Origin of the sequence: Roseixanthobacter glucoisosaccharinicivorans (assembly GCF_043195095.2) — a bacterium.
Classification (GTDB): Bacteria; Pseudomonadota; Alphaproteobacteria; order Rhizobiales; family Xanthobacteraceae; genus NCEH01.
In genome coordinates this window covers 4,672,408-4,697,599 of sequence record NZ_CM195538.1, presented here as the reverse complement: position 1 = coordinate 4,697,599, position 25,192 = coordinate 4,672,408, and the positions used below count along the sequence as shown (strand labels likewise).

At 68.5% G+C, this 25,192-nt stretch carries 20 protein-coding genes and 1 other RNA gene; 14 read left to right on the top strand and 7 right to left on the bottom strand.

Annotated elements, in window-relative coordinates:
* Window positions 1-825: 825 nt before the first annotated feature.
* From V5F78_RS21650 to V5F78_RS21625, 6 genes are all read right to left on the bottom strand, one after another.
* Window positions 826-1,572: a YebC/PmpR family DNA-binding transcriptional regulator gene (locus V5F78_RS21650; protein WP_394071924.1), complete on the bottom strand. Its 747-nt coding sequence runs from the start codon at window positions 1,570-1,572 to the stop codon at window positions 826-828.
* 142 nt (window positions 1,573-1,714) lie between these two features.
* The gene (locus V5F78_RS21645; protein ID WP_394071925.1) at window positions 1,715-2,539 is read right to left on the bottom strand and encodes a TIGR00282 family metallophosphoesterase; all 825 of its coding nucleotides are present in this window, start codon (window positions 2,537-2,539) and stop codon (window positions 1,715-1,717) included.
* Between the two features lie 9 nt (window positions 2,540-2,548).
* Complete coding sequence (locus V5F78_RS21640) at window positions 2,549-3,109, bottom strand: 5-formyltetrahydrofolate cyclo-ligase (RefSeq protein WP_394071926.1); 561 nt, start codon at window positions 3,107-3,109, stop codon at window positions 2,549-2,551.
* 109 nt (window positions 3,110-3,218) lie between these two features.
* A non-coding RNA gene (gene ssrS / locus V5F78_RS21635) (6S RNA) lies at window positions 3,219-3,373 on the bottom strand.
* A gap of 576 nt (window positions 3,374-3,949) precedes the next feature.
* The gene (locus tag V5F78_RS21630; protein ID WP_348845882.1) at window positions 3,950-4,333 is read right to left on the bottom strand and encodes a cell division protein ZapA; all 384 of its coding nucleotides are present in this window, start codon (window positions 4,331-4,333) and stop codon (window positions 3,950-3,952) included.
* Between the two features lies 1 nt (window position 4,334).
* Window positions 4,335-4,637 (bottom strand): DUF4164 domain-containing protein, encoded by a 303-nt coding sequence (locus V5F78_RS21625; protein WP_394071927.1) that lies wholly within the window; start codon window positions 4,635-4,637, stop codon window positions 4,335-4,337.
* 212 nt (window positions 4,638-4,849) lie between these two features.
* On the opposite strand from V5F78_RS21625, the gene V5F78_RS21620 reads away from it, so the two are divergent.
* The 14 genes from V5F78_RS21620 (at window position 4,850) to V5F78_RS21555 (ending at window position 24,186) form a co-directional block, all read left to right on the top strand.
* Window positions 4,850-5,383 (top strand): DUF3828 domain-containing protein, encoded by a 534-nt coding sequence (locus V5F78_RS21620; RefSeq protein ID WP_394071928.1) that lies wholly within the window; start codon window positions 4,850-4,852, stop codon window positions 5,381-5,383.
* A 277-nt stretch (window positions 5,384-5,660) separates the two neighbouring features.
* On the top strand, window positions 5,661-7,649 hold the full coding sequence (gene tkt, locus V5F78_RS21615; protein WP_394071929.1) for a transketolase: 1,989 nt from the start codon (window positions 5,661-5,663) through the stop codon (window positions 7,647-7,649).
* A gap of 171 nt (window positions 7,650-7,820) precedes the next feature.
* The gene (gene gap, locus V5F78_RS21610; protein ID WP_394071930.1) at window positions 7,821-8,828 is read left to right on the top strand and encodes a type I glyceraldehyde-3-phosphate dehydrogenase; all 1,008 of its coding nucleotides are present in this window, start codon (window positions 7,821-7,823) and stop codon (window positions 8,826-8,828) included.
* A gap of 48 nt (window positions 8,829-8,876) precedes the next feature.
* On the top strand, window positions 8,877-10,067 hold the full coding sequence (locus V5F78_RS21605) for a phosphoglycerate kinase (RefSeq protein WP_394071968.1): 1,191 nt from the start codon (window positions 8,877-8,879) through the stop codon (window positions 10,065-10,067).
* Window positions 10,068-10,139: 72 nt separating this feature from the next.
* Entirely contained in the window at window positions 10,140-11,165 is a 1,026-nt protein-coding gene (locus tag V5F78_RS21600; protein ID WP_394071931.1) for a class I fructose-bisphosphate aldolase, read from the top strand.
* 338 nt (window positions 11,166-11,503) lie between these two features.
* Window positions 11,504-12,130 carry a thiamine phosphate synthase gene (locus tag V5F78_RS21595; RefSeq protein WP_394071932.1) on the top strand — a complete coding sequence of 209 codons (627 nt, stop codon included), beginning with the start codon at window positions 11,504-11,506 and terminating at the stop codon, window positions 12,128-12,130.
* Window positions 12,127-13,386 carry a tetratricopeptide repeat protein gene (locus V5F78_RS21590; RefSeq protein WP_394071933.1) on the top strand — a complete coding sequence of 420 codons (1,260 nt, stop codon included), beginning with the start codon at window positions 12,127-12,129 and terminating at the stop codon, window positions 13,384-13,386. Before V5F78_RS21595 ends, V5F78_RS21590 begins: the two co-directional genes overlap by 4 nt.
* 193 nt (window positions 13,387-13,579) lie before the next feature.
* A complete protein-coding gene (locus V5F78_RS21585) occupies window positions 13,580-14,368 on the top strand; it encodes an inositol monophosphatase family protein (protein ID WP_394071934.1) in 789 nt (262 codons plus the stop codon).
* 150 nt (window positions 14,369-14,518) lie between these two features.
* Window positions 14,519-15,634 carry a flagellar motor protein MotA gene (locus V5F78_RS21580; RefSeq protein WP_394071935.1) on the top strand — a complete coding sequence of 372 codons (1,116 nt, stop codon included), beginning with the start codon at window positions 14,519-14,521 and terminating at the stop codon, window positions 15,632-15,634.
* Window positions 15,635-15,636: 2 nt separating this feature from the next.
* Window positions 15,637-16,656: a peptidoglycan -binding protein gene (locus V5F78_RS21575; protein WP_394071936.1), complete on the top strand. Its 1,020-nt coding sequence runs from the start codon at window positions 15,637-15,639 to the stop codon at window positions 16,654-16,656.
* Between the two features lie 193 nt (window positions 16,657-16,849).
* A complete protein-coding gene (locus tag V5F78_RS21570) occupies window positions 16,850-18,076 on the top strand; it encodes an ImuA family protein (protein ID WP_394071937.1) in 1,227 nt (408 codons plus the stop codon).
* Window positions 18,073-20,082, top strand: a complete 2,010-nt coding sequence (locus tag V5F78_RS21565) for a Y-family DNA polymerase (protein ID WP_394071938.1) — start codon at window positions 18,073-18,075, stop codon at window positions 20,080-20,082. The genes V5F78_RS21570 and V5F78_RS21565 overlap by 4 nt, the downstream gene beginning before the upstream one ends.
* A complete protein-coding gene (locus tag V5F78_RS21560) occupies window positions 20,079-23,750 on the top strand; it encodes an error-prone DNA polymerase (RefSeq protein WP_394071939.1) in 3,672 nt (1,223 codons plus the stop codon). The genes V5F78_RS21565 and V5F78_RS21560 overlap by 4 nt, the downstream gene beginning before the upstream one ends.
* Before the next feature lie 106 nt (window positions 23,751-23,856).
* On the top strand, window positions 23,857-24,186 hold the full coding sequence (locus V5F78_RS21555; RefSeq protein WP_394045312.1) for an SMR family transporter: 330 nt from the start codon (window positions 23,857-23,859) through the stop codon (window positions 24,184-24,186).
* A gap of 116 nt (window positions 24,187-24,302) precedes the next feature.
* On the opposite strand, the gene V5F78_RS21550 is transcribed toward V5F78_RS21555, so the two are convergent.
* On the bottom strand, window positions 24,303-24,908 hold the full coding sequence (locus V5F78_RS21550; RefSeq protein WP_394071940.1) for a GNAT family N-acetyltransferase: 606 nt from the start codon (window positions 24,906-24,908) through the stop codon (window positions 24,303-24,305).
* Window positions 24,909-25,192: the final 284 nt, after the last annotated feature.

Below are 25,192 nucleotides of genomic sequence, written 5' to 3'. Positions count from 1 at the left end.
GAATAAATCATTTGCGGGCCGGAGACGCCATTTTTGTACTTCTACGGAAATCCGAAAAGCGCACTCTTCTCACGCCAACTCTGCTTCCCCACCATCTTGCCACTCAAAACCATGTTACCTCTTGCGATCCAGCATCGAAATCGACAGGTCCACGGTTCTTATTCTAAATTATCCAGACAGCTACAAAGGACGCAGATATAACATTAATCTAATACTGGATATGAAATAAAACCATCATATTTCTTGTTACACAACATGCTTTCTAAGGAAATTTGTTTCAAATATTTTACAATTGTATCTGATTTTCCATTCGTCACACGCCTAGGTTGCTCATGTTTATCCTGAAACAAACTCAAGCTTCTGCTTTTTTGCAATCTGTCTGGAGACCGTGACACCCTGATTACGAAAATGGAGGTATGATACGATTGTTGTGTGCGCCTGACCGCCCTCCGCACAGGTCGGAATCGGGCAAGCGGAACCTGCAGCCGCCTCCGGAAAACGCCGGACAGCGATGGTACCGCCAGGAAGCGCTCAGGGACAAGGGTTCTGCCCCACCGCGCGGGCGCGACGCGGCGGGCGGTGCGACAGCACCTCCGCGTGCGCGGACACCCGGCGGGCAGCAAGGCCGCGTCATCAGGGCACCTCGGCGGCCCCGCGCCGCGGCAGGGCCACCCCGGGCCGCACCGGGAGGAGGTGAGACGCGCGCCGCAAGCCCCACACCCGCGAAAAGAGGCATCCGGTCCCTCGCGGCCGCACCGCGAGGGGCTCAGTCACTCCCGCCCATGGGAAACGCGCGCGATCCCCGTCATGCCCCGCTGAAACGTCCTAGTCGGTCATCTTCGCGATCATCGCGTCCGACAGCTCGAAATTGGCCGTGACGCTCTGGACGTCGTCGTTGTCCTCGAGCGAATCCACCAGCCGCAGAAGCTTTTCGGCGGTCTCGTCGTCCACCGCGATATTGTTCTGCGGGCGCCACACGAGACCCGCCTTGCGCGGCTCGCCGAACTTCAGTTCAAGCTGGCGCTGGACCTCGTTGAGATTTTCCACCGCGCAGATCACCTCATGCCCATGCTCGGAGGAGGCGACATCGTCCGCGCCTGCGTCGATGGCCGCTTCCAGCATGGCGTCGGCACTGGCCTTGGCGGGGTCGAACTCGATCAGCCCGACCCGGTCGAACATGAACGAGACCGCGCCGGTTTCCGCGAGGTTTCCGCCCGACTTGGTGAAATAAGAGCGTACCTCGCCCGCCGTGCGGTTGCGATTATCGGTCAGCGTCTCGACGATCACCGCGACACCGCCGGGGCCGTAGCCCTCGTAGCGGATCTCTTCGTAATTCTCGCTGTCGGCGCCGCCGGCCTTCTTGATGGCGCGCTCGATATTGTCCTTGGGCATGTTTTCCGCGCGGGCGGCGAGAATCGCGGCGCGCAAGCGGGCATTCATGTTGGGGTCGGGCAGGCCCATCTTGGCCGACACGGTGATTTCGCGCGCCAGCTTGGAGAACAGCTTGGAGCGCACCGCGTCCTGCTTGCCCTTGCGGTGCATGATGTTCTTGAACTGTGAATGTCCGGCCATGACCGCCTCCGATTTGCGTTGGAGCCTCGGCTCCGCGCGCCATCTGGCGGCGCCGCACGAGCCGGGCCTTCTTGTATGAAGCCGGCCTTATAGGTCGGCCAATGGGCGAAGGGCAAGGAAGCCCCTCAAGGATTCCGCTTCGTCAGTTTTCCCAGAAGCCCGGCCGGGCCTCCTCAAGCACCCCGCCGAGCCGCACCGCCGCGACTTTCACGGCAAGCCCGGTGCGGTCGTCGCTCTCCACCGCCAGGCCCGAAAGGCTGGCCGGGCCGGAGGCCGGCTCGAACCGGCCGGAGCCGATCTTGCGCGTGAAGCGCCGCAAGGGCTCCTCCTTCTCCATGCCTATCACCCCGTCATAGGCCCCGCACATGCCAACATCGGTGCAGAACGCCGTGCCGCCGGAAAGGATACGGTGATCTGCGGTCGGCACATGGGTGTGGGTGCCGACCACCAGGGTGGCGCGACCGTCGCAATAATGGCCGAAGGCCTGTTTCTCGCTGGTGGTCTCCGCGTGGAAGTCGATCACCGCCGCATCCACCATATGGCCGAGTTCCGCCCCTTCCAGCACCCGGTCGAGGGCGGCGAAAGGGTCGTCCATGGGATCCATGAAGGTGCGGCCCATGATGTTGGCCACCAGCACGCGGGCGCCGTTCTTGGCTTCCACCAGAATGGCGCCGCGCCCCGGCGTGCCGGCCGGATAATTGGCCGGGCGCACCAGCCGGTCCACCCGCTCGATGAACACCAGGGCCTCGCGCTGGTCGAAGGCGTGGTTGCCCAGCGTGACGGCATCCGCCCCGGCGGCGCGAAAATCCTCATAGATGGATTCGGTGATGCCGAAGCCGCCGGCGGCATTCTCGCCATTCACCACCACGAGGTCCAATTGCCATTGGGCGATCAGGCCCGGCAGGCGGGAGGTCAGGGCCTCGCGGCCGGGCCGGCCCACCACATCGCCCAGGAACAGAATACGCATATCAGCCGCTCAACCGCCGCAGAGAAAAACCCCCGCCTCCGTTATCATCCCGTCCACCCGTTCGTCATGGGGCTCTTCGGGCACCTGGGGCACTTCCTGGCAGGAAAACGCATAGCCGAAGGCCCGCACCGGGCCACGCGCGCGCAATCCGGCGAGGGTGCGGTCGTAATGGCCCGCGCCATAGCCGATGCGGAAGCCGCGGGCATCGAACGCCGCGAGCGGTACGACGAGCACTTGCGGCACCACCTCCGGCGCGTCGGGTGAAGGGGTGGGAATGCGATAGGCGCCCGCGAGATCGAGCACGTCGCCCGCCTGCCAGCGGCGGAACAACAAAGGTTCGTCCCGGCTCAGCACCACGGGCAGGGCGACGATCGCCCCCGCATCCCACAGCAAGGCGGCAAGCGGGGCGGTGTCGATTTCATCGCGGAACGGCGCGAACAGCGCCACCGAATGGCCGCGCACATCCTCAAGCAGCGACATAGCGTGGAGCGCGGCGCGCTGGGAGGCGTGGGACCGCTCCTCTTCGCCCATGGCGGCGCGCCGGGCGAGCGCGGACCGGCGCAAGGCCACCTTTTTTTCCCGCCGCGCGGTCGCTTCGCGTTGCGACGCGGGGTCGTCCGCGCCGAGGGCAGTTGTACCGAGAGCGGAAGATCGGGAAGCGGAAGGCGAAAAAGTCATGTGCGGAGCCGCAAAAGCCGTCGGAGGTCGATCCCGGGAAACCTACAGCGTAGGTGGGCGCCGTATGGCCAAGCCCACGGGCAAGGTCAGGTACAGCTCCCTTAAGGATCGATAAGGCCCCGGGGAATGTTCTCCTAACGAACCCCACAGCCCCGCCGATTGAATGTAGGCCCGCCGCGGCCCGGACGCCAGAGGCGGTTTGAAATTTACCCAGGTAACAAAATCGCGCGCAGCCCGAACCGGATGCGCCGGTGCGGATCAGGATGGATCGACCTTCAGCGACGGGATGCATTCGTCGAGACGGCTGACGGCACATGGACGCGAAGGTCCGTCTTTCACCGACCGTCATGGCCGGGCCTGTCCCGGCCATCCGCGCCGGGCCGCCGCACGGACCTTGAAAAGTCGGCGCCAGCGGTGCCGCGTGGATGCACCGGACGAGCCCGTGCATGACGATGCTCTGCTGCAACGGCCTCAACCATGACTGTCGATCGGCCCTGCCACGGATCGACCTTCAGCGGCGGGATGCATTCGTCGAAGCGCCTCAAGGCACAGGCGCGCGAAGGTCCGTCTTTCACCAGCCGTCATGGCCGGGCCTGTCCCGGCCATCCGCGCCGGGCCGCCCGCACGGACCTTGAAAAGTCGGCGCCAGCGGTGCCGCGTGGATGCACCGGACCAGCCCGTGCATGACGATGCTCTGCTGCAACGGCGTCAAGCCATGACTGTCGATCGGTTCTAGCCCATGCCGACATTGGCGGTGGGCGCCGGGCCCACCTCGCGGGCGAGCTTTTCCAGGCGCTCGGCCACCTCGTCGATGGAGCGGGCGACGGCTTCCTCGCTGGCTTCCATGCGGGCGAGCGCGGAGGCGCGGGCATCGCGCTGGCCCTCGATGTCGCTTTCCAGCGCGCGGATGCGGTTGCGCGCCTCGGCCAGTTCGTCGGCAATGGTGACGGCGGCCATGACGGTGAGCCGCTGGTCGCCGATCTCGCCGAAGGCGGTGCGCAACTGGGCGATGCGGCTGTCGATGTCGCGCGCGAGGCGGATGAGATGCTCTTCCTGTCCCTCGTCGCAGGCCATGCGATAATAGCGGCCGGCGATGGTGACGCTGACTTGCGCCATATTATCCGCCGTGGGTCGCGAGCACGTCGCGGATCGTGCTCATGGCCACATCCAGCCGCCGCGTGACTTCCTGCGCCACCTCGCCCAGCTCCGCCACCTTCTCGCGCGCGCCGTCCAGCTCCTCGGCGAGGCGGGCGCGGTCGTTGCCCATGGCATGAAGCTGCGCCAGCAAGGCCTGCTGGTGGCGATCGGCATCGCGCCGCCGCTCCAGAGCGTCGGTCAAGGCATCGAGCGCGGCGTTGAGGCGCTGCGTTGCCGTTTCGATGGGTCCAGTTTCGGCCGGGCGTTGCTTCAAGGCATACATGAAATTCGAGTGTAGCTGAGTCGGAGCGAAAACAGAGCCGTCTTGCCACTTGTCAACGGGAATTAGGGCGAGCAAGAGACCGCTGGCCGGCCGGAGGGGCGAAACCCGCCGCGCACCGGACCGCAATGAAGCAGGACGCGATGGGTGGGGACGCGATGGGTAAAACGGGAAATGGCGGAGCGCGGGGCGCCGCCGCGCTGTGCATGAAGCGAATGACGTGGCGGATCCTGCCGGTGATGATCGCCGCCGCTCTGCTCGCCTGGGCGCAGGCCGTCCCGGCGGCGGCGCAGGGCGCAAAGCCCACGCCCGCCTCGGCTCAGGCGGCCCAAGCAAGCCAGAGCGAGCAAACCCCGGACGCCGTGGTGCGCGCGCTCTACCAGCATTATTTCGAGACCGCCCCGGAAACGGCGGTGAGCTTCGACTATAACGACCCCGCGACCACCAAGGCCTATTTCGACCCGGCCCTGGCGAAGCTGCTGGTGGCCGACGCCAAGCGCGACGCGCCGCGCCTCGATTTCGACCCCTTCATCGACGGGCAGGATTTCGAGCTTTCCCCGATCACCTACCAGACCAAGAATGTCTCGCGCAGCGAGGCGCTGGTGACCGCGCAATTCCTGAATTTCGACGAGACCAAGTCGATCGTCTACAAAGTGGTACGCACCGGCGCCGGCTGGCGCATCGCGGATGTGCAATGGGGCGGCGGGCGGGAGACGCTGCGCGCGCTGCTGGCCAAAGCGGGGAAATAATCCTGCGACAAGATCGGCGCGACGACACCGGCACGGGTGGACCTTACCGGCGTGCCGCGCTGCGGGAAAAAATGCCTTTGCGAACAAATGGCAACACGGCGTGCGCACCCAGGCCGCGACCATCCGGCGCGGCCTTTGCGGGGCACGATCCCTTGACCTGCGACTTCCGCTGCGTTTGACACCCCGGGCAGCGCTGCTATCACTGCCGCGCCGCGGCATCTGCCGCTTGGCTCTTGTTGCCCATAAAGGCGCCCCGGGCGCCGGAGACCTGCCCCGCATGTCCAGTCGCGAACGCCATGACCGCATGGCCAACGCCATCCGCTTCCTCGCCATTGATGCCGTGGAAGCCGCGAATTCCGGTCACCCCGGCCTGCCCATGGGTGCCGCAGACATCGCCACGGTCCTGTTCTCCGACATCATCAAGTTCGATCCCGCGGACCCGAAATGGCCGGACCGCGACCGCTTCGTGCTCTCCGCCGGCCACGGCTCCATGCTGCTCTATGCCTTGCTGCATCTGCTGGGCGTGGAGGGCGTGAGCATTGAAGAGATCAAGAAATTCCGCCAGCTGGGCTCGCTCACGCCCGGCCATCCGGAAAACTTCATCACCCCGGGCATCGAGACCACCACCGGCCCGCTCGGCCAGGGCATCTCCACCGCCGTCGGCATGGCCATGGGCGAGCGCCTGATGGCGGCCCGCTTCGGCGCCTCGGTCGTGGACCACTATACCTACGTGCTCGCCTCCGACGGCGATCTGATGGAAGGCATCAGCCAGGAGGCCATCGACCTCGCCGGCCACATGAAGCTCTCCAAGCTGATCGTGATGTGGGACGACAACCGCATCTCCATCGACGGCGCGACCTCGATTTCCGGCTCGACCGACCAGCTCGCCCGCTTCGCCGCCTCCAATTGGGCGACGACCCGCGTGGACGGGCATGATCCGGTGGCCATCCGCGCCGCGCTCGAAGCCGCCAAGGCCTCTGACCGGCCGACCCTGATCGCCTGCCGCACCACCATCGGCTTCGGCTCCCCCGCCAAGGCGGGTTCGGAAAAGGCCCACGGCTCGCCGCTCGGCGCCGCAGAGATCGCCGCGACCCGCGCCGCGCTCGGCTGGGAAGCCGGCGCGTTCGAGATCCCGGACGATGCGCGCAAGGCCTGGGCGCAAGCCGCCGCCCGCAGCTCCTCCGCCCGCAGCGCCTGGGCCGAGCGCCTCGCCGCGCTGCCCGCCGACGACAAGGGCGAGTTCGAGCGCCGCGTCTCTGGCACCCTGCCGGCCGGCCTCGACGCGGCAGTGAAGGCCGCCAAGGCCAAGGCGGTGGCCGACGGCGGCGCGGTGGCGACCCGCAAGTCCTCGGAAATCGTGCTGGACGCCCTCACCCCGGTGGTGCCGGAAATGCTCGGCGGCTCGGCCGATCTCACCGGCTCCAACAACACCCGCGCCAAGGGCATGAAGGCCATTTCGCCGGACGATTTCGCCGGCACCTTCGTCCATTGGGGCGTGCGCGAGCACGGCATGGCTGCCGCCATGAACGGGCTGGCGCTGCACGGCGGCATCATTCCTTATTCCGGCACCTTCCTGGTGTTCTCCGATTATTCCCGCCCCTCGATCCGCCTCGCGGCGCTGATGGGGACGCAGGCGATCCACGTGCTCACCCACGATTCCATCGGCCTCGGCGAAGATGGCCCCACCCACCAGCCGGTGGAGCATCTCGCGGCCCTGCGTGCCATTCCCGGCCTGCTGGTGCTGCGCCCGGCCGATACGGTGGAGACGGCGGAAGCCTGGGAGATCGCGCTGAAGGCCAAGGACCGGCCGAGCGCGCTGATCCTCTCGCGCCAGAATCTCCCCCTGCTGCGTTCCACCGACGACACGAACCGCTCGTCGGAAGGCGCCTATGAGATCAGCCCGGCCTCAGGGAAGGCGCAGGTCTCGCTGTTCGCCACTGGCTCGGAAGTCTCGCTCGCGGTCGAGGCGCAGAAGCTGCTGGAAGCGCAGGGTGTCGCCACCCGCGTGGTCTCGGTGCCCTCGTTCGAGCTTTTCCTCGCCCGCCCTGCGGCGGAACGGCGCGCCGTGATCGGCGACGCTCCGGCCAAGGTTGGCATCGAAGCCGCCATCCGCATGGGCTGGGACGCGATCATCGGCTCGGATGCCGCCTTCATCGGCATGAGCAGCTTCGGCGCCAGCGCCCCGGCGAAGGAACTCTATCAGCATTTCGGCATTACGGCTGAGGCCGTGGTTGCCGCGGCTCTGGCGCAACTGCGCCAGGATTGAGCCGCACCAAACTGTTTTAAGGAGCCCGGCGCTCTTCAGGGAGGGTGCAGGGTTCCAACCGGATCGGGCCACGCGCAAGCGGGACCTCACGAATGGCGCGGCGCGCGTGCGCGGCGTCTTGAATGGTCAAGATATGGCCTCGGCCTGAAGGGTCGGCCAATGGAGGATGACATGACGGTGAAGGTGGCCATCAACGGTTTCGGTCGTATCGGACGCAACGTGCTGCGCGCCATCATCGAATCGGGCCGCACCGACATCCAGGTCGTCGCCATCAACGACCTCGCCCCGGTGGAGACCAACGCCCATCTGCTGCGCTTCGACAGCGTGCACGGCCGCTTCCCCGCCCAGGTGGTGGTGGACGGCGACACCATTGATTGCGGCCAGGGCAAGATCAAGGTGACCGCCGTGCGCGATCCCGCGCAGCTGCCCCATCGGGAGCTGGGCGTCGACATCGCGCTCGAATGCACCGGCATCTTCACCAGCAAGGAAAAGGCCTCGGCCCATCTGACCGCGGGCGCCAAGCGCGTGCTGGTCTCGGCCCCGGCCGAAGGCGCCGACATCACGGTGGTCTATGGCGTCAACCACGAGAAGCTCACGGGCGAGCATGTCGTGGTCTCCAACGCCTCCTGCACCACCAATTGCCTCGCCCCGGTGGCGAAGGTGCTGAACGATGCCGTCGGTATCCAGCACGGCTTCATGACCACGGTGCATTCCTACACCAACGACCAGCCCTCGCTGGACCAGGTGCACAAGGACCTCTACCGCGCCCGCGCCGCCGCCCTTTCCATGATCCCGACCTCCACCGGCGCCGCCAAGGCGGTGGGCCTGGTGCTGCCGGAGCTGAACGGCAAGCTGGACGGCGTCTCGATCCGCGTGCCGACCCCGAACGTATCGGTCATCGACCTGAAGTTCGTCGCCAAGCGCGCGACCACGGTCGCCGAGATCAACGAAGCCATCAAGCGCGCCGCCGAGAACGAGCTGAAGGGCGTGCTGAACTATACGCTGGCCCCGAACGTCTCCATCGACTTCAACCACGATCCCCATTCGTCCACCTTCCACATGGACCAGACCAAGGTGATGGACGGCACGCTGGTGCGCGTCCTTTCCTGGTACGACAATGAATGGGGCTTCTCGAACCGCATGGCGGACACGGCGGTGGCACTGGGAAAGCTGGGCTGACCGGCGGCTGAGGGAGGCATCATCATGACCGCCATCGCCGACGCCGACATCACCGCCTTCCGCACGCTCGACGATGCGGACCTCACTGGGAAGACCGTGCTGGTCCGGGTCGATCTCAACGTCCCCATGGATGGGGACCGGGTCACCGACGACACCCGCATCCAGGCCATCATGCCGACGGTGCGGGACATTACCCATGGCGGCGGGCGGGCGATCCTGCTCTCCCATTTCGGCCGCCCCAAGGGCCGCGACGAGAGCCAGTCCCTCGGCGCCGTGATGCCGGCGGTACGCGAGCGGCTCGGTGCCGCGGTGGGCTTCGCGCATGACTGCATCGGCCCGGAGGCGGAGCAGGCCGTCGCCAACCTGCCGGCCGGCGGTGTGCTGGTGCTGGAGAACACCCGCTTCCATGCCGGCGAGGAGAAGAACGCCGCCGATTTCATCGGCGCCCTCGCCAAGCTGGGCGATCTCTATGTGAACGACAGCTTCTCGACCGCCCATCGCTCCCACGCCTCCACCGAGGGCCTTGCCCACAAGTTGCCGGCCTATGCCGGCCGCGCCATGCAGAGCGAGATCGAGGCCCTCACCAAGGCGCTGGAAGCCCCCGAGCGCCCCGTGCTCGCGGTGGTGGGCGGCGCCAAGGTCTCCACCAAACTGGAATTGCTGGGCAACCTCTGCCGCAAGGTGGATGTGCTGGTGATCGCCGGCGGCATGGCCAACACCTTCCTGGCCGCGCAGGGCCATGCGGTGGGCAAGTCGCTGTGCGAGCATGATCTCGCCGATACCGCCCGCGACATTCTGGAAAAGGCCAAGGCCCGCGGCTGCGAGATCGTGCTGCCGGTGGATGTGGTGGTGGCGAAGACCTTCGCCGCCCACGCGCCGCACCGCATCGCCGGTATTGATGATGTGGCCGCCGACGAGATGATCCTCGATGCCGGCCCGGCCACGGTCGAGCTGGTGAAGCGCAAGCTAGGCACCGTGAAGACGGTGGTGTGGAACGGCCCGTTCGGCGCATTCGAGCTGACCCCGTTCGATGCGGCGACGGTGGCGGTGGCGCAGGCGGTCGGCAAGGCCACCACCGAGGGGCGGCTGATCTCGGTCGCCGGTGGCGGCGACACGGTGGCGGCGCTGAACCACGCCGGCGCGGCCGACGACTTCTCTTATGTTTCGACCGCCGGCGGCGCGTTCCTGGAATGGCTGGAAGGCAAGTCGCTGCCCGGCGTCGAGGCGCTGCGCCGCTGAGGCGGGTTTACTAAAATCGGTTCCAGGGTCAAATCGGCCGCGAAAAGCGGCTTTTCAGATGGGTGGACTTACATGATGACGGCTGAGCTTGACGCGATCGCGCAGAAAATGGTGGCCGACGGCAAGGGCATCCTGGCCGCAGACGAGAGCACCAGCACCATCAAGAAGCGGTTCGACGCCATCGGCGTCGAGAACACCGAGGACAATCGCCGCGACTATCGCGAGCTGATGTTCCGCACCAAGGAAGCGATGCAGGACTACATTTCCGGCGTCATCCTGTTCGACGAGACCATCCGCCAGAAGGCCAAGGACGGCACGCCCCTGGTGCAGCTGATCCAGGATGCCGGCGCGATCCCCGGCATCAAGGTGGACGCGGGCGCCAAGCCCCTCGCCTTCTGCCCCGGCGAGACCATCACCGAGGGGCTCGACGGCCTCGGCGGCCGGCTGAAGGAATATTACGACCTCGGCGCCCGGTTCGCGAAATGGCGCGCGGTGATCGACATCGGCGCCGGCATCCCGAGCTACACCGCGCTGCGCGCCAACGCCCATGCGCTGGCCCGCTATGCGGCCCTGTGCCAGGAAAACAAGATCGTCCCGATCGTCGAGCCGGAAGTGCTGATGGACGGCGATCACGGCATCGACCGCTGCTACGAAGTCACCGAATGGGTCCTCAAGACCGTGTTCGAGGAGCTGTATTACCAGCGGGTGCGCCTGGAAGGCATGGTGCTGAAGCCCAACATGATCGTGCCGGGTAAGAAGGCCCGCACCCAGGCCTCGGTGGAGGACGTGGCGGAAAAGACCGTGCGCGTGCTCAAGAGCTGCGTGCCGTCCGCCGTGCCGGGCATCGCCTTCCTCTCCGGCGGCCAGTCGGACGAGGACGCCACCGCCCATCTCGACGCCATGGTGAAACTGGGCGGCCTGCCCTGGAAGCTCACCTATTCCTACGGCCGCGCCCTCCAGGCCGCGCCGCAGAAGGCGTGGTCCGGCAAGACGGAAAATGTCGGCGCCGCGCAGGCCGCCTTCACCCACCGCGCCCGCATGAATTCGCTCGCCGCCCTCGGCCAGTGGTCCAGCGCGCAGGAACAGAAGGCCGCCTGAGCCTGTCCGTCCCGCTTTTGAAAGGCCCGTCCCCGCCGGGGGCGGGCCTTTTTCATGCCGCGCGCGGGGGCAATGGACGCGCGGAGCGATGGGCGGGGAAACGCTTGGAAACGCGTTGGCGCGCCCCTTGGCGGCGGGCGGCCCTTGCTTTTTCCCGTCCGCTGGGACTAGAGCACGTTGAAACACGCTGGTCGGGGAATCAGTCCCTAAGCATTACGAGAGAAGGCGTTATCCGGCCGGTTGGGAATGCTGGCCGACCGCGCATGCTCGAGCCATCCTGCACGGCTGCGTTTCCTTGGCCGTGTTTTCGCCCGTTTCTTGGCAGACCGATCGGACCCATGTCGAACACACAGCAGGCGCAGGGCGCCCGGCTCATGCTGATCCTTCCCGCCGCGCCGGCCCTCGGCCGCAGCGCCGTCGCCGCGCGGGTACGCGCCGGAGACATGGCCGCCGTCATCGCCCGCATGGGCGAGGGCAAGGGCGAGAAGGACCGCCTGCGCGGCCTGATGGCCCCGGTCCAGGAGGCGGACGCCGCCCTGATCGTCGATGGGCGCGCCGACGTGGCGATCGACATCGACACCGACGGCGCCCATCTCTCCAGCGTCGCGGCGTTGAAGAAAGCCATCGGCACCCTCAAGCCCGCGCGGATCGCGGGCGCGGGCGGCCTCACCTCCCGGCACGACGCCATGGAGGCGGGAGAAGCCGGCGCCGATTACGTGCTGTTCGGCGGCTGGGAGGCGGATGCCCCGCCGTTCGAGGATGTGCTCGACATGATCGCCTGGTGGGCGGAAGTGTTCGAGGTGCCCTGCGTGGGCGTCGCCACCTCGGCCGAGGAGGCGGAGCAACTGGCGCGCGCCGGGGCCGATTTCGTCGCCTTGTCGGGCGACTGGATCACCGGCGCGGACGCGGAAGCGCGGATCACCGAAATCGCCGCCCGGATCGCCGCCGTGGAGACCGCGCCTTGAGGCGGCCGCCCGCGTTGCGCCATGTCCTGCGGGGCGGAACCGGCCCCGGGGCCCGCGACCTGCTTTTTCACGACAAGGCTCCGCGCCAGGGCGAAACCCAGCGCCAGGGCGGGACTCCGCGCCAAGGCCGGATGCCGGCGCTGCGCGTCGCCGTGGCCGGCCTGCTGCTGGTCGGCCTCGCCGCGCCGTTGAGCGCCCAGGCGCAGACCAGCGAGAAGCCTCCCGCCGCCTCGGGCGCGACCGGCGCCAAGGAGACTGGGGCCAAAGAGACCGGCACCAAGGCCGGGAACGCGGCCAAGACGGGCAATGGCGCCAAGACGGGAAACGGGGCGAACGGCGGCAAATCCACCCCCGCGGCCGCCGCCAATCCGGCCCCCGCCGCCGCGGCGCCGGAGCCGAGCGGACCCGTGGACGTGGCTTTCGGCGCCTATCAGGCCGGCAATTATCTCACCGCCTATAAGGAAGCCATGAAGCGGGTCGAGGCCGGCAATGATCCCGCCGCCATGACGCTGCTCGGGGAATTGTACGCGCGCGGCTACGGCGTGCCCTACGATCCCGCCAAGGCCGCGCAATGGTACGAGCGGGCGGCCAAGTCCGGCTCGGCGAACGCCATGTTCGCGCTCGGCATGATGAATCTGACCGGCCAGGGCCGGGCGGTCGACGAGGCGGCCGCGCAGAAATGGTTCGAGCAGTCGGCCAAGGGCGGAAATCCGGCGGCCGCCTATAATCTCGGCCTGATCTATCTCCAGGGGCGCGGCGTCACGCAGGATTTCACCAAGGCGGCGACCTATTTCAAGCAGGGCGCCGATGGCGGCGTGGCCGACGCGCAATATGCCCTGTCGGTGCTGCTGAAGGCCGGCAATGGCGTGCCAGCGGACAAGGCGGCCGCCCTGAAATATCTCACCGCCGCCGCGCAGCAGGACCATGTGACCGCCGAGGTGGAACTCGCCATCGCCACCTTCAACGGCGACGGCGTGCCGAAGGACGAGGCGGCCGGCGCCGCCTTGTTCCGCAAGGCCGCGCTCGCCGGCAATGCGATCGCCCAGAACCGCTATGCCCGCGTGCTCTCGGTGGGCCGTGGCGCGCCGCAGAACAAGGTGGCCTCCGCCGCCTGGCACATGCTGGCCAAGGCGCAGGGGCTCGGCGACCCCTATCTGGACGGGGTGGTGGACAGCCTCTCGCCCGAGGATCGCAAGAAGGCGGAAGACGTCGCCCGCAAGTGGATCGCCCTGACGCCCAACGCGGTCGAGCCTTGACGCAGCCGTGCGGGACGGGCAGAGGATCGCGCTCAATTCAATTGACGGCCGCACGCGCGGCCTCCTTTTGCAGAACCGGCCAGGAGCGGAGTGCCTTCGCGCCGCCGGGTCTGCGCCCTCACAGCGGCACGGCCGGCGCATCCGCCCTGGCGGACGGCGCCGGTGCCGCATGGCAGGAATGGTTTTTCGCACAATGATCCGCTCCCCGCTCATCACCGTCATGGTCCAGGCCGTCCGCAAGGCCGCGCGCGGGCTCACCCGCGATTTCGGCGAGGTCGAGAATCTCCAGGTATCGGTGAAGGGCCCGGCGGATTTCGTCTCGGCGGCGGACCGCAAGGCCGAGGAGATCCTGTTCACGGAACTTTCCCGCTCCCGCCCCGGCTTCAGCTTCCTGATGGAGGAGCGCGGCCGCGTGGAAGGGACCGACCCGACCAATGAATGGGTGATCGACCCGCTCGACGGCACCACCAACTTCCTGCACGGCATTCCCCTGTTCGCCATCTCGGTGGCGCTGGTGCGCAACGGCGCGCCGTTCGCCGGCGTGATCTTCAATCCCGTCACCGACGAATTGTTCGTCACCGAAAAGGGACAGGGCGCCTATCTCAACGATCGCCGCCTGCGCGTCGCGGGCCGGCGCAAGCTCGCCGAATCGGTGGTGTGCTGCGGCCTGCCCCACATGGGCCGGGGCGATCACACCCGCTTCAACCGCGAACTCGCCAAGGTGCAGACCCAGGTCGCCGGCCTGCGCCGCACCGGCGCCGCCGCGCTGGACCTCGCCTGGGTGGCGGCGGGGCGGTTCGACGCGTTCTGGGAGCGCAATCTCTCCGCATGGGACATGGCGGCCGGCATCCTCATGGTGCGCGAGGCGGGCGGCTATGTGTCCGATCTCGACGGCGGCGACCAGATCCTGGAAAAAGGCGACGTGATCGCCGGCAACGAGGACATGCGGCGCGACCTGCTGGCGCTTCTCAAGGCGGCCTGAGGCCGGTCGCGCGCGGCGCCGTGCCGATCCGCCACGGCCACGCCCTACCTTCACACCGCTCCAATTTGCCCGGCGCGTGCCGGGCGCGGTTCCATTTGCGGCCATCTGTGCCATAGTCCCCCTTCAGGGGAACGGCCTGCGGGAGCGAAAATGGCGCGTGTCGTTGATCCGTACGTGAAGGTGTCCTCGCCCCGCATCTTCCTGGTGCGGATGATTATCTTCCTCCTGCTCTGCGCCGCCCTCGCCGCGGTGCTCTACCAGCAGATCCAGGCCGCGTTCCTGAACAATCCCGGCCTCAACGCCGTGATCTTCGGCGTTCTGGCGGTGGGCATCATCCTCGCCATCCGGCAGGTGTCGCGGCTGTTCGCGGAAGTGGAATGGGTGAATTCCTTCCGCCTCGCCGATCCGGGCCTTGCCGTTGCCCGCGCGCCCACCCTGCTCGCGCCCATGGCCGCGCTGCTGGGCGACCGCATGGGACGCATGGCGATTTCCCAGGCGACCATGCGCTCGATCCTGGATTCCATCGGCACGCGGCTCGACGAGGCGCGCGACACGGCGCGCTATCTCACCGGCCTGCTGGTGTTCCTCGGCCTGCTCGGCACCTTCTGGGGCCTGCTGGAGACGGTCTCCTCCATCGGCGGGGTGATCTCCTCGCTGGAGGTGCGGCCCGACAGCGGCTCCATGTTCGACGAGATCAAGCGCGGACTCGCCGCGCCGCTCGCCGGCATGGGCATTTCTTTCTCGTCCTCCTTGTTCGGCCTCGCGGGCTCGCTGATCCTCGGCTTCCTCGATCTCCAGGCTGGCCAGGCGCAGAACCGCTTCTATACCGACCTTGAGGACTGGCTCTCCACCACGGTGGACGATTTGCACGATCCTGTGGGGCCGATGCCGCGCGAGCGCATGCCCGCGCTCTCCGCCTTGCCCCCCGGGAGCGGGGCCTCGGGTGTTCCGGCCGCCCTTCCCCTCGCCCTGCCGCCCCCGCCGCAGCTGGATGTGGCGCCGCTGGTGGAGGCCATGGCGAAGCTGGAGCGCACATTGAACGAGGCCGGCTCCCAGCGCGTGACCTCGGCGGTCGCCCAATTGGCCGAGAGCCTCCAGGGCCTCGTCACCCACATGCGCTCCGAACAGGCGCTGATGAAGCAGATGATCGAGGTGCAGACCGGCCAGCAGGAGGAATTGCGGCGCATCGTCGACCGGCTGGACCAGACCCTCGACACCTATGCCGGGGACGAGCCGGAGCCCAGCCGTGGCGGCCGGGGGGCCTGAGCATGGCCCTCGGCCGGCGCAGCCGCGAGCGCACCATTGATTACTGGCCCGGCTTCGTGGACGCCTTGTCCACCTTGCTGCTGGTGTTCATCTTCCTGCTCTCCGTGTTCATGATCACCCAGTTCTTCCTGACCCAGGACATCTCGGGCAAGGACGACGCCATGCAGAAATTGCAGGCGCAGATCCGCCAGCTCACCGAGCTTCTGTCCCTGGAGCGGGCGACCGGGCTGACGGCGGAAGGCGAATTGAGCGCCCTGCGTGCCAGTCTCGACGCCACCACTGCCGAGCGCGACCGCCTCAAGGGGCAGCTGAGCGCGGCACCCGCCGCGCCCGATGCCTCGCGCGAACAGGCTCTTTCGCGTGAAGTGGACATCCAGAAGGACGCCGCCTCCCGCGCGCTCGCCCAGATCGAATTGCTGAACCAGCAGATCTCTGCTTTGCGGCGCCAGATGGCGGCGCTGGAAGAGGCGCTCAACGCCTCCGAGCAGCGCGACAAGGAAAGCCAAACCCGCATCGCCGACCTCGGCCAGCGGCTGAACGTGGCGCTGGCCCAGAGGGTGCAGGAACTGAGCCGATTCCGCTCCGAATTCTTCGGCCGCCTGCGCGAGATTCTCGGCAACCGGCCGGACATCCGCATCGTCGGCGATCGCTTCGTGTTCCAGTCCGAGGTGTTCTTCGACCGCGGCTCCGCCACCCCGCGCGCCGAGGCCCTGCCCGCGCTCGACCAGCTCGCCGGCGCCATCCTCGATCTGGAAAAGCAGATTCCACCGGATATTTCCTGGGCGCTGCGGGTGGACGGGCACACCGACACTCGCCCCATCTCGACCCCGCAATTTCCCTCCAACTGGGAATTGTCGGCGGCCCGCGCGATCGCGGTGGTGCAATATCTGATCGCCAAGGGCGTGCAGCCGACCCATCTCATCGCCGCCGGCTTCGGCGAATACCAGCCCATCGACCCCGGCACCACGGACGAGGCCCAGGCCCGCAACCGGCGCATCGAGCTGAAGCTGACCGAGCGCTGATCACTCCCGAACGGCGCGCTTGACTCTCCCGCGCCGTTCCGGAATCTATAAAGAACAAATAGGGAACATGTGAGCGGCCCGGAAGGCGAAACCCGAAGGGCCGGCACACACGCTCCCGCGAACCCCCGGCATTTCGCACGGGCGGCCGCGCTTGCGCCGCTCGCGGGGATGCTGCCAGCGAAACGGACCGCCCATGTCCAATCCGAGCGCGACTCGCGCTGCGGGCGAGCTTGCGCGCCTGCGGCGCTGCATTTCCGCCATCGAGCGGCGCGCGGACACCCCGCCTGCCCGCCCCCCCATGCCCTGGTCCGCAGGCGAGGAGGAAGACTGGAGCGCGCATGACTGGAACCAGGAGAATGGGAACCGGGAGAATGAGAACCGGGAAGGCTGGAATTGGGAGAATGGGACCGGCGCCGATGGCGGCCGCAGCCATGGCGACGGCGATGACGGCCGGAATGGTGGACCCTGGCGCGGGGCGGACCGGGAAGCCGTGCCGGCTTGCGCGCCTGGAGCCCGCATCCCCGCAGCGTCGATCCTGAATGGGTCTTCCCGCCCGGCGCCCGCGTCCTCTGCCGCATCCCAGACGCGGATTTCCGGCGACGGCTCGGCGCACGGCGGGCACTCCACCGGCGCACGCGCGCAAAACCAGACACACGAACAAGACCAGGCACGTGAGCGGGAGCCCGCGCAAGAACACGCCCCGCTCAACGATCCCAGCGCCTCCCTGTCCCCACCCCACCCGCTCCTGCCCCTCGGCCTCCCGCCTCTGGACGCGGCGCTGGGCGGCGGGCTTGCCCTCGGCGCGCTGCACGAGGCGGCGGCCCGCGGCCCCGGCGCGGAAGCCGCCCTCACCGCCTTCGCCCTCGCGCTCGCGGCCCGCGCCGCGTTCCAGCTCAAGCGCCCGGTGCTGATGGTGCAGCACGAGCTGGCGGAGCTGGAGGGCGGCAGCCTCTATGCGCCCGGCCTTGCCGAACTCGGCCTGTGCGGCGGGGCGCTGGTTCTGGTGCGGGTGCGCAAGCCGCAGGACGTGCTGTTCGCGATGGAGGAGGGCCTCAAATGCGGCGGCCTGTCCGCCGTGCTCGGCGAAGTGGGCACGGCCTTTCCCGAGGCCCTCACGGCCACCCGGCGGCTGTCGCTCGCGGCGCGCGCGCATCCGGTGCTCGGCCTGCTGCTGCGCCAGCGGCCGGACCCCGCCGCCTGCGCCGCCCTCACCCGCTGGGCGATCGCGCCCACCATGAGCACGCCGCACGATTCTTATGGCGGGCTCGGCCTGCCGACCCTGGAGGCCGCCTTGATGCGCAACCGCCTCGGCCCGCTGGGACGCTGGACCCTGTCCCTGGCCGGCCCGGCCTTCCTTTCGGCCGCGCCCGCCCGCGCCGTTCCCCACCATCCCAGCCATGCGCGCGAGGCCGGATCATGACCTTAGCTCCCGTCTCGCCCCCCGCCGCCGGCCGGCGCTATCTGTGCCTGTGGCTGAACCGCCTTTCCACCGACCGCATCGAGCGCAGCTTGCCGCCCGAGATGCGCGCGGCCCCGCGCGCCACCCTCCTCATGGAAAAGAGCGCGCTGCGGCTCGCCGCGCTCAACACCGCCGCGCGCGGCCTCGGCCTCGTGCCGGGCCTCTCTTTGGCGGATGCCCGAGCGCGCCATCCCGAGCTTCAGGTGGCGGACCATGCGGCCGAGGCGGACGCGCGCCTGCTCGGCCATGTGGCCGACGCCTGCGAGCGCTATACGCCGCTGCTCGCCCTCGATGCGCCGGATACCCTGATCCTGGACATTTCCGGCTGCGCCCATCTGTTCGGCGGCGAGCGCGCCCTGGTGGGCGACCTGCGCGCCCGCGTCATGGCGCGGGGTTATTCCAACCGCGCCGCGATCGCCGCCACCATCGGCGCCGCCTGGGCGCTCGCGCATTTCGGCGCCCGCCCCGCCCTGGTGGCGGAAGAGGGCGCCGACCTTGCCGCCTTGCTCGCCCCCTTGCCGCTCGCCGCTTTGCGGCTGGACGCGGGGGGTCTTGCCGCTCTTTCCCGGCTCGGCTTCACGCGGATCGGCGATCTCGCCGGCAAGCCGCGCGCGCCGCTCACCGCGCGCTTCGGCGCCGACCTGCTGCGGCGGCTCGACCAGGCGACCGGCCTTGCGCGGGAGCCCGTGGACCATCGCTTTCCCCCGCCGCGCTTCTGCGCCGAGCGCAGCCTGTCCGACCCCATCGAGCGCACCGAGGACGTGCTCGGCCTTGCCCATCATCTCGCCACCAAGCTGGACCCCGCCCTCGCGCGCGCGGGCCAGGGCGCGCGGCATCTGGAACTGACCCTGTTCCGCGTGGATGGGCAGGTGACGCGGCTGAAGGTGGGCGCGAGCCGGCCGCTGCGCGATCCCCTCGCCATCCGCCGCCTGTTCGCGGAGAAGGTGGCACAGGTGGCGAGCCTGGATGCCGGCTTCGGCTTCGACCTGCTGCGCCTCGGCGTCACCTTGGCCGAGGACATGGCGCCCCACCAGCATGGCTTCGAGGCCCGGCAGGCGGAGGAGGCCGCCCTGGACGGCCTCGTGGACCGGCTCGCTGCCCGCTTCGGCGCCGCGCGGGTGCAGCACCTCGAGGTTCGGGACGCGCATCTTCCCGAGGAGGCAGGACAGGCCACCGCCCTGGCGCGCAAGCGCCTGCCGTTCGATGCCGGCGCGCTCGCCGACCCGGCGCACGCCATGGCCGGCAACGATGCCCTTCCAGCCGGGCCGGACCAAGCTTTTGCGCCCCCTGAACCCCAAAGCGGAGAAGACCGGCAGAAAGGAGAGGAGGGGCAAGCCATCCCCTTCCCCGCGCGTCCCCGCCCCGACCTGCGTCCCGCTTTGCCCACCGTCGATCCGACGCGGCCTTCCTCCGTCCTGATCGCGGTTTCGATCCCTTTGCCGCGCGCGCCGGAGGCCGCGATATCGGCCCCGCCGCCGCAGACATCGGTTTCTCACCCGCGTGCGGTTATCGGCCCGCCCCTTCCTGACCGCCCGGCGGTGCGCCGCGCCGCCGTTCCCCATAGGCCAGCCGCGCGCCCAGACGCCGGTGGCGCCGTGCGGCCGCAGCGCCTGTTCGCCGCGCCCGAGGCGGTGGAAGCCGTGGCCGAGGTGCCGGACGGCGCCCCCGTGCGCTTCCGCTGGCGCCGCCGCATTCATCATGTGGCGCGCGTGGAAGGGCCCGAGCGCATCGCTGCACCCTGGTGGCGCGAACCCGCCCTGCGCCTCGCGTGGCTGCCCCCCGCGCATCCGGACGCCGGGCTCCAAGGGCCGTTCCCCGACGCGCTCTCCGGCGCGCTCCACAACCCGACGCGAGATTATTTTCGCGTGGAAACGAAAGACGGCCTGCGCCTCTGGCTGTTCCGCGCCGGGCTCTATGGGGCGGAAACCAGCCGACCCGCCTGGTATGTGCATGGGCTGTTCGCATGAGCGGCGCTCTCCTCACCCCCACCTTCCCCGGCCGCTCCGGCCCGCGCCCCGCCCCGCCCGTCCCGCCTTATGTGGAATTGGCCGCCACCAGCAATTTCTCCTTCCTCCACGGCGCCTCGCATCCGGAAGATCAGGTGCGGCAGGCGCACGCGCTCGGCCATCGCGGCATCGGCATCGCCGACCGCAACACATTGGCCGGCGTGGTGCGGGCCCATTCCATGGCGAAAACGCTGGATTTTCCCCTCGCCATCGGCGCCCGGCTGGTGTTCTGCGACGGCACGCCGGACATCCTCGCCTATCCCATCGACCGGCCCGCCTATGGCCGGCTCTGCCGCCTGCTCACCACCGGCAACATGCGGGCGGAGAAGGGCGATTGCCGCCTCACCCGCGCCGATTTGCTGGATTTCCAGGAGGGCCTGTGCCTCGCCGTGCTGCCGCCGCGCCGGCCGCCCGACACCTTCACGACATTCCTTAGCCAGCTTAAAGAAGCCGCGCCCGATCGGCTCTGGCTCGCCGCGGCCCTCGCCCATGGCGGGGACGACGCGCGCCGCCTCGCCCGCCTCGCAGACCTCGCGCGGCGCGCGCGCCTGCCGGTGCTGGCGGTGGGGGATGCGCTCTATCATGCGCCGGAGCAGCGCCCGCTGCACGATATCCTCACCTGCATCCGCACCCATGTGACGCTGGATGCCGCCGGCACGCGCCTTGCCCCCAATGCCGAGCGGCACCTCAAGCCGCCCGCCGAAATGGCGCGCCTGTTCCGCGCCTTGCCGGAAGCGGTGGCGGAGAGCCTGGCCTTTTTCTCGCGGCTGGATTTCTCCCTGGACCAGTTGAAGCCCACCTATCCGCGCGAGGCGCGCGACGGCTTCGCCTCGCCGCAGGCGGCGCTGGAAGCGCTGGCCTGGACAGGGGCGCGCACGCGCTATCCCGAAGGCATACCGGACAAGGTGCGCACCACCTTGGCGCACGAACTCGGCCTCATCGCCGAGCTCGGCTATGCGCCCTATTTCCTCACGGTGGACGAGATCGTCCGCTTTGCCCGTGGCGCCGGCATCCTGTGCCAGGGCCGCGGCTCGGCGGCCAATTCCGCGGTGTGCTTCTGCCTCGGCCTCACCGAGGTGGACCCGATGAAATCCGCCCTGCTGTTCGAGCGCTTCATCTCCCGCAACCGAAACGAACCGCCCGACATCGACATTGATTTCGAGCACGAGCGGCGCGGCGAGGTGCTGCAATTCGTCTACCAGCGCTATGGCGCGGCCCATGCGGGGCTTGCCGCCACCACCATCACCTATCGCACCCGCTCGGCGGTGCGCGAGGTGGGCAAGGTGCTCGGCCTCTCGGAGGATACGGTGGGGGCGCTCGCCGGCTCCATCTGGGGCTGGTCCTCCGGCGGGGTGAAGGCGGAAGAGGCGGTGCGCCTCGGCCTCGATCCCACCGACCGACGGCTCGGCCTGACGCTGGAACTCTCCCGCGCGCTGATCGGCTTTCCGCGCCACCTCTCCCAGCATGTGGGCGGCATGGTGGTGACCCACGACCGGCTGGACGAGACCGTGCCGCTCACCCGCTCGGCCATGGACGAGCGCCCCATCATCGAATGGAACAAGGACGATCTGGAAGCCGTCGGCCTGCTGAAGGTGGATGTGCTGGCGCTCGGCATGCTCACCGCGATCCAGAAGTGCTTCGCTTTGCTCAACACCCGGTACGGGCAGGATTTCAAGCGCATCTGCGACATCCCGCCGGACGATAAGCGCGTCTACGCCATGCTCCAGCGCGCCGATTCCATCGGCGTGTTCCAAGTGGAGAGCCGCGCCCAGCAGACCATGCTGCCGCGCCTCAAGCCGACGAAATTCGAGGATCTGGTGGTGGAGGTGGCGATCGTGCGCCCGGGCCCGATCCAGGGCGGCATGGTCCATCCCTATCTGCGCCGCAAGCAGGGGCTGGACAAGGTGGTCTATCCCTCGCCCGAGCTGAAGGAGGTGCTGGAAGGCACGCTCGGCGTGCCGCTGTTCCAGGAACAGGCCATGCAGATCGCCATCGTCGGCGCCGGCTTCACGGCGGAGGAGGCCGACAAGCTGCGGCGCGCCATGGCCACCTTCAAGCATGTGGGCACCATCGACACGTTCAAGGGCAAGCTGATCCGCGGCATGCTGGCCAAGGGCTATGAACGCGCCTTCGCGGAAAGCCTGTGGCAGCAAATCCAGGGCTTCGGCTCCTACGGCTTTCCCCGTTCCCATGCCGAGAGCTTCGCGCTGCTGGTCTATGTCTCGGCCTGGATCAAGTGCCATTATCCCGATGTGTTCGCCGCCGGCCTGCTGAACGCCTGGCCCATGGGCTTCTATGCCCCCGCCCAATTGGTGCGCGACGCCGCCGAGCACGGGGTCGAGATCCGTCCCGTCGATATCAATTCATCGCACTGGGATCATACGCTGGAAGCGGAGGACGGCGCCGCTGCCCTTTCGGCCCCTCCCGCAGAGGCGGTCGATCACGAGCTCTCCCTCCTCAAGGCTATGCCCCCTCTCTCCCGTTTGCGGGGGAGGGCTGGGGAGGGGGAAGAGGGAGGACGTGCAGAGTCGGAACTGCCCGGAGGAAGAGAAGGCGCACCGGTGTCCCGCCCGCAAAGCCCCCATTCCCGTCCCGCCGCACGCCCGTGCCCCGAGGCGGCGTGCCCCCTCCCCGACCTTCCCCCGCAAGCGGGAGAGGGAGCAAGCCAGCTCGCGCAGGAACAAGGCCGCCGCACACCCGCCGCCGGGCGCCTCCACCCGCGCCATGGCGACATGGCCGGCGATGTTGCAACCACCCATGCCCTGCGGCTCGGCCTGCGGCAGATCGAGGGCCTGCACGAGGAGGCCGGCCGGCGCATCGCCGCCTTGCGCGGGCCGGGCTATGATTGCGTGCGCGACCTGTGGCTGCGCACGGGCCTGTCACCCGCCGTGCTGGAGCGCCTCGCCGATGCCGACGCCTTCCGTTCCCTGGGGCTCGACCGGCGCGCCGCGCTCTGGGCGGTGCGCGGCCTGCGCCGGGCCGGCGACAAGGACGATCTGCCTTTGTTCCGCGCCGCCTCGGCGGCCCGCGAAGAGAGCGTGCGCGAGGCGGAGGTGGCGCTTCCGGTCCTGCCGCCGGGCGCGCAGGTGATTGCCGACTACCGGCATCTGAAACTGTCGCTGAAATCCCATCCGCTGGCCTTCCTGCGCCCCCGACTCACCCAACGCGGCGTGACGCCCAACGGCCGTCTGCCGGGGCTGGCGAGCGGGCGGCGCCTCACGCTCGCCGGGCTGGTGCTGGTGCGCCAGCGGCCGGGCACCGCGAGCGGCGTCATTTTCATGACCATCGAGGACGAGCAGGCCTTCGCCAATGTCATCGTCTGGCCCCGCGTGTTCGAGACCTTCCGCCCGCAGGTGATGGGCGCGCGCCTGGTGGGCGTCACCGGCCGGCTGCAGAACGAGAGCAGCGTCATCCACCTGGTGGCGGAAAAGATCGAGGATTGGAGCCATCTCATCGACGAGCTGGACCGGGACGGCTCGCCCATAAATCCCGCCATGCCGCCCGACGAGGCCAAACGCGGCCCCGGGCGCGATCCGCGCGACCCCAAAGAGGCGCCGCACCGCCGGCACCCCGCCCCCCTGGTGCCCGCCAATGCCCCCGCCTTGCCGAAAGGACGGAATTTCCATTGAGGCCACCGATCGCGCAGTCGATCCCGCATCGGCTGTGACGGTATCGCGCGGCCGCAAAAGGCAAAACCCAATTGACGCGGAAACACCCCTGGGCTCACCTCGGCCCATGACCTATGTGCTGCTCCTCGTCGCCATCACGGCGGAAGTCATCGCCACCTCCGCCCTCAAGGCGGCGGAGGGATTCAGCAAGCCGCTGCCCTCGGTCATCGTGGTGATCGGCTATGCGGTGGCCTTCTATTGCCTCTCGCTCACCTTGAAGGTGCTGCCGGTGGGCATCGCCTATGCCATCTGGTCGGGCGTCGGCATCGTGCTGGTGGCGGCGATCGGGCTGGTGGTCTACGGGCAGAAGCTGGATCTGCCCGCCGTCATCGGCCTCGGCCTCATCATCGCCGGGGTGCTGGTGGTGAACCTGCTGTCGAAAAGCGTGCCCCATTAGGACCCATCCACAGTCAGCGGCTTACATATCGTTCGGGACCTGACAACGGGTGCCCGCTTTTGCCCGTCCTTAGCGGTCGTCATGGCCGGGCGCGTCCCGGCCATCCCCATCGGGCCTCAGGCCGCGCGCGAACCCGGCAGCAGCAGGCCGATCACCCGCCCCGTCGCGCGCACCTGCGCCTGGAAGAGCGTGCGGGAGACCCCTTGCGCATCCGCCGCCGCCTCACGCGCCAGCGACAGGGCGGTGGGATAAGGCGCCGTCAATTGCGCGATCACTTCGTCGGATTCGAACTTCAGGTCGGCGTCGAACTTGCGCGCGATCTGCTGCATGCGGCGGTTATGGGCGAGGCAGTTCATATAGAGCGTGCGGATGCCGCGATTGCGCGCGGTGAGGATGGTGCGCTCCATCAATTGGGTGCCGAAGCCGCCGTTCTGGAACGCGCTTTCCACGCTGAACGCCGCCTCCGCCTCCCGCGGGAGCACCCCGGAGAAGGGATAAAGCTCCGCCGCCGCGCGCAGCACGCCGTCCACGAAACAGCCATGGATCACCGCGCCGGAGCGGAACACGCGCTCGGCATAATGCGCGATGAAGGATTCCGACACGGCGGAGCCGAAACGATTGCGACGGCTCTCCTTGTCGAGCCGCAGCAGATGTTCGTGAAACAGCTGGGCTTCGCCAGCCCAGAGCTTGCGAATGATACCAGGCGCAGCCTGATCGTTCATGGTGGTCTCCTGACCTATGGTCCGGACCCCCCGGTTCCTCTGCTCGCAATCTATGTGCAACGCAGCAAAGGTCAAGGACATTGACCCTTCTAGCCCACGTCAAGCCCCCGCTTGGGCGCTGGGAAGCGCCGTCAATGATTTGATATAGCTCAATTTTGGCGCGGCATGCGGCGCGCGCAATGCTGCTGCGACGCAGCATTTCACGCGTCGTTGCATAATCCTAGGGCCAATCGACATTCAGCGGCGTGATGGATCGAGGCGCCTGACGGCAGGTGCGCGCGATT

What these genes read in the sequence shown, in the direction of transcription:
- V5F78_RS21650 (WP_394071924.1), bottom strand. Translation starts at nt 1,572, where the DNA reads ATGGCCGGACATTCACAGTTCAAGAACATCATGCACCGCAAGGGCAAG.
- V5F78_RS21645 (WP_394071925.1), bottom strand. Translation starts at nt 2,539, where the DNA reads ATGCGTATTCTGTTCCTGGGCGATGTGGTGGGCCGGCCCGGCCGCGAG.
- V5F78_RS21630 (WP_348845882.1), bottom strand. Translation starts at nt 4,333, where the DNA reads ATGGCGCAAGTCAGCGTCACCATCGCCGGCCGCTATTATCGCATGGCC.
- V5F78_RS21625 (WP_394071927.1), bottom strand. Translation starts at nt 4,637, where the DNA reads ATGTATGCCTTGAAGCAACGCCCGGCCGAAACTGGACCCATCGAAACG.
- V5F78_RS21620 (WP_394071928.1), top strand. Translation starts at nt 4,850, where the DNA reads ATGACGTGGCGGATCCTGCCGGTGATGATCGCCGCCGCTCTGCTCGCC.
- tkt (WP_394071929.1), top strand. Translation starts at nt 5,661, where the DNA reads ATGTCCAGTCGCGAACGCCATGACCGCATGGCCAACGCCATCCGCTTC.
- gap (WP_394071930.1), top strand. Translation starts at nt 7,821, where the DNA reads ATGACGGTGAAGGTGGCCATCAACGGTTTCGGTCGTATCGGACGCAAC.
- V5F78_RS21600 (WP_394071931.1), top strand. Translation starts at nt 10,140, where the DNA reads ATGATGACGGCTGAGCTTGACGCGATCGCGCAGAAAATGGTGGCCGAC.
- V5F78_RS21595 (WP_394071932.1), top strand. Translation starts at nt 11,504, where the DNA reads ATGTCGAACACACAGCAGGCGCAGGGCGCCCGGCTCATGCTGATCCTT.
- V5F78_RS21585 (WP_394071934.1), top strand. Translation starts at nt 13,580, where the DNA reads ATGATCCGCTCCCCGCTCATCACCGTCATGGTCCAGGCCGTCCGCAAG.
- V5F78_RS21580 (WP_394071935.1), top strand. Translation starts at nt 14,519, where the DNA reads ATGGCGCGTGTCGTTGATCCGTACGTGAAGGTGTCCTCGCCCCGCATC.
- V5F78_RS21575 (WP_394071936.1), top strand. Translation starts at nt 15,637, where the DNA reads ATGGCCCTCGGCCGGCGCAGCCGCGAGCGCACCATTGATTACTGGCCC.
- V5F78_RS21570 (WP_394071937.1), top strand. Translation starts at nt 16,850, where the DNA reads ATGTCCAATCCGAGCGCGACTCGCGCTGCGGGCGAGCTTGCGCGCCTG.
- V5F78_RS21565 (WP_394071938.1), top strand. Translation starts at nt 18,073, where the DNA reads ATGACCTTAGCTCCCGTCTCGCCCCCCGCCGCCGGCCGGCGCTATCTG.
- V5F78_RS21560 (WP_394071939.1), top strand. Translation starts at nt 20,079, where the DNA reads ATGAGCGGCGCTCTCCTCACCCCCACCTTCCCCGGCCGCTCCGGCCCG.
- V5F78_RS21555 (WP_394045312.1), top strand. Translation starts at nt 23,857, where the DNA reads ATGACCTATGTGCTGCTCCTCGTCGCCATCACGGCGGAAGTCATCGCC.
- V5F78_RS21550 (WP_394071940.1), bottom strand. Translation starts at nt 24,908, where the DNA reads ATGAACGATCAGGCTGCGCCTGGTATCATTCGCAAGCTCTGGGCTGGC.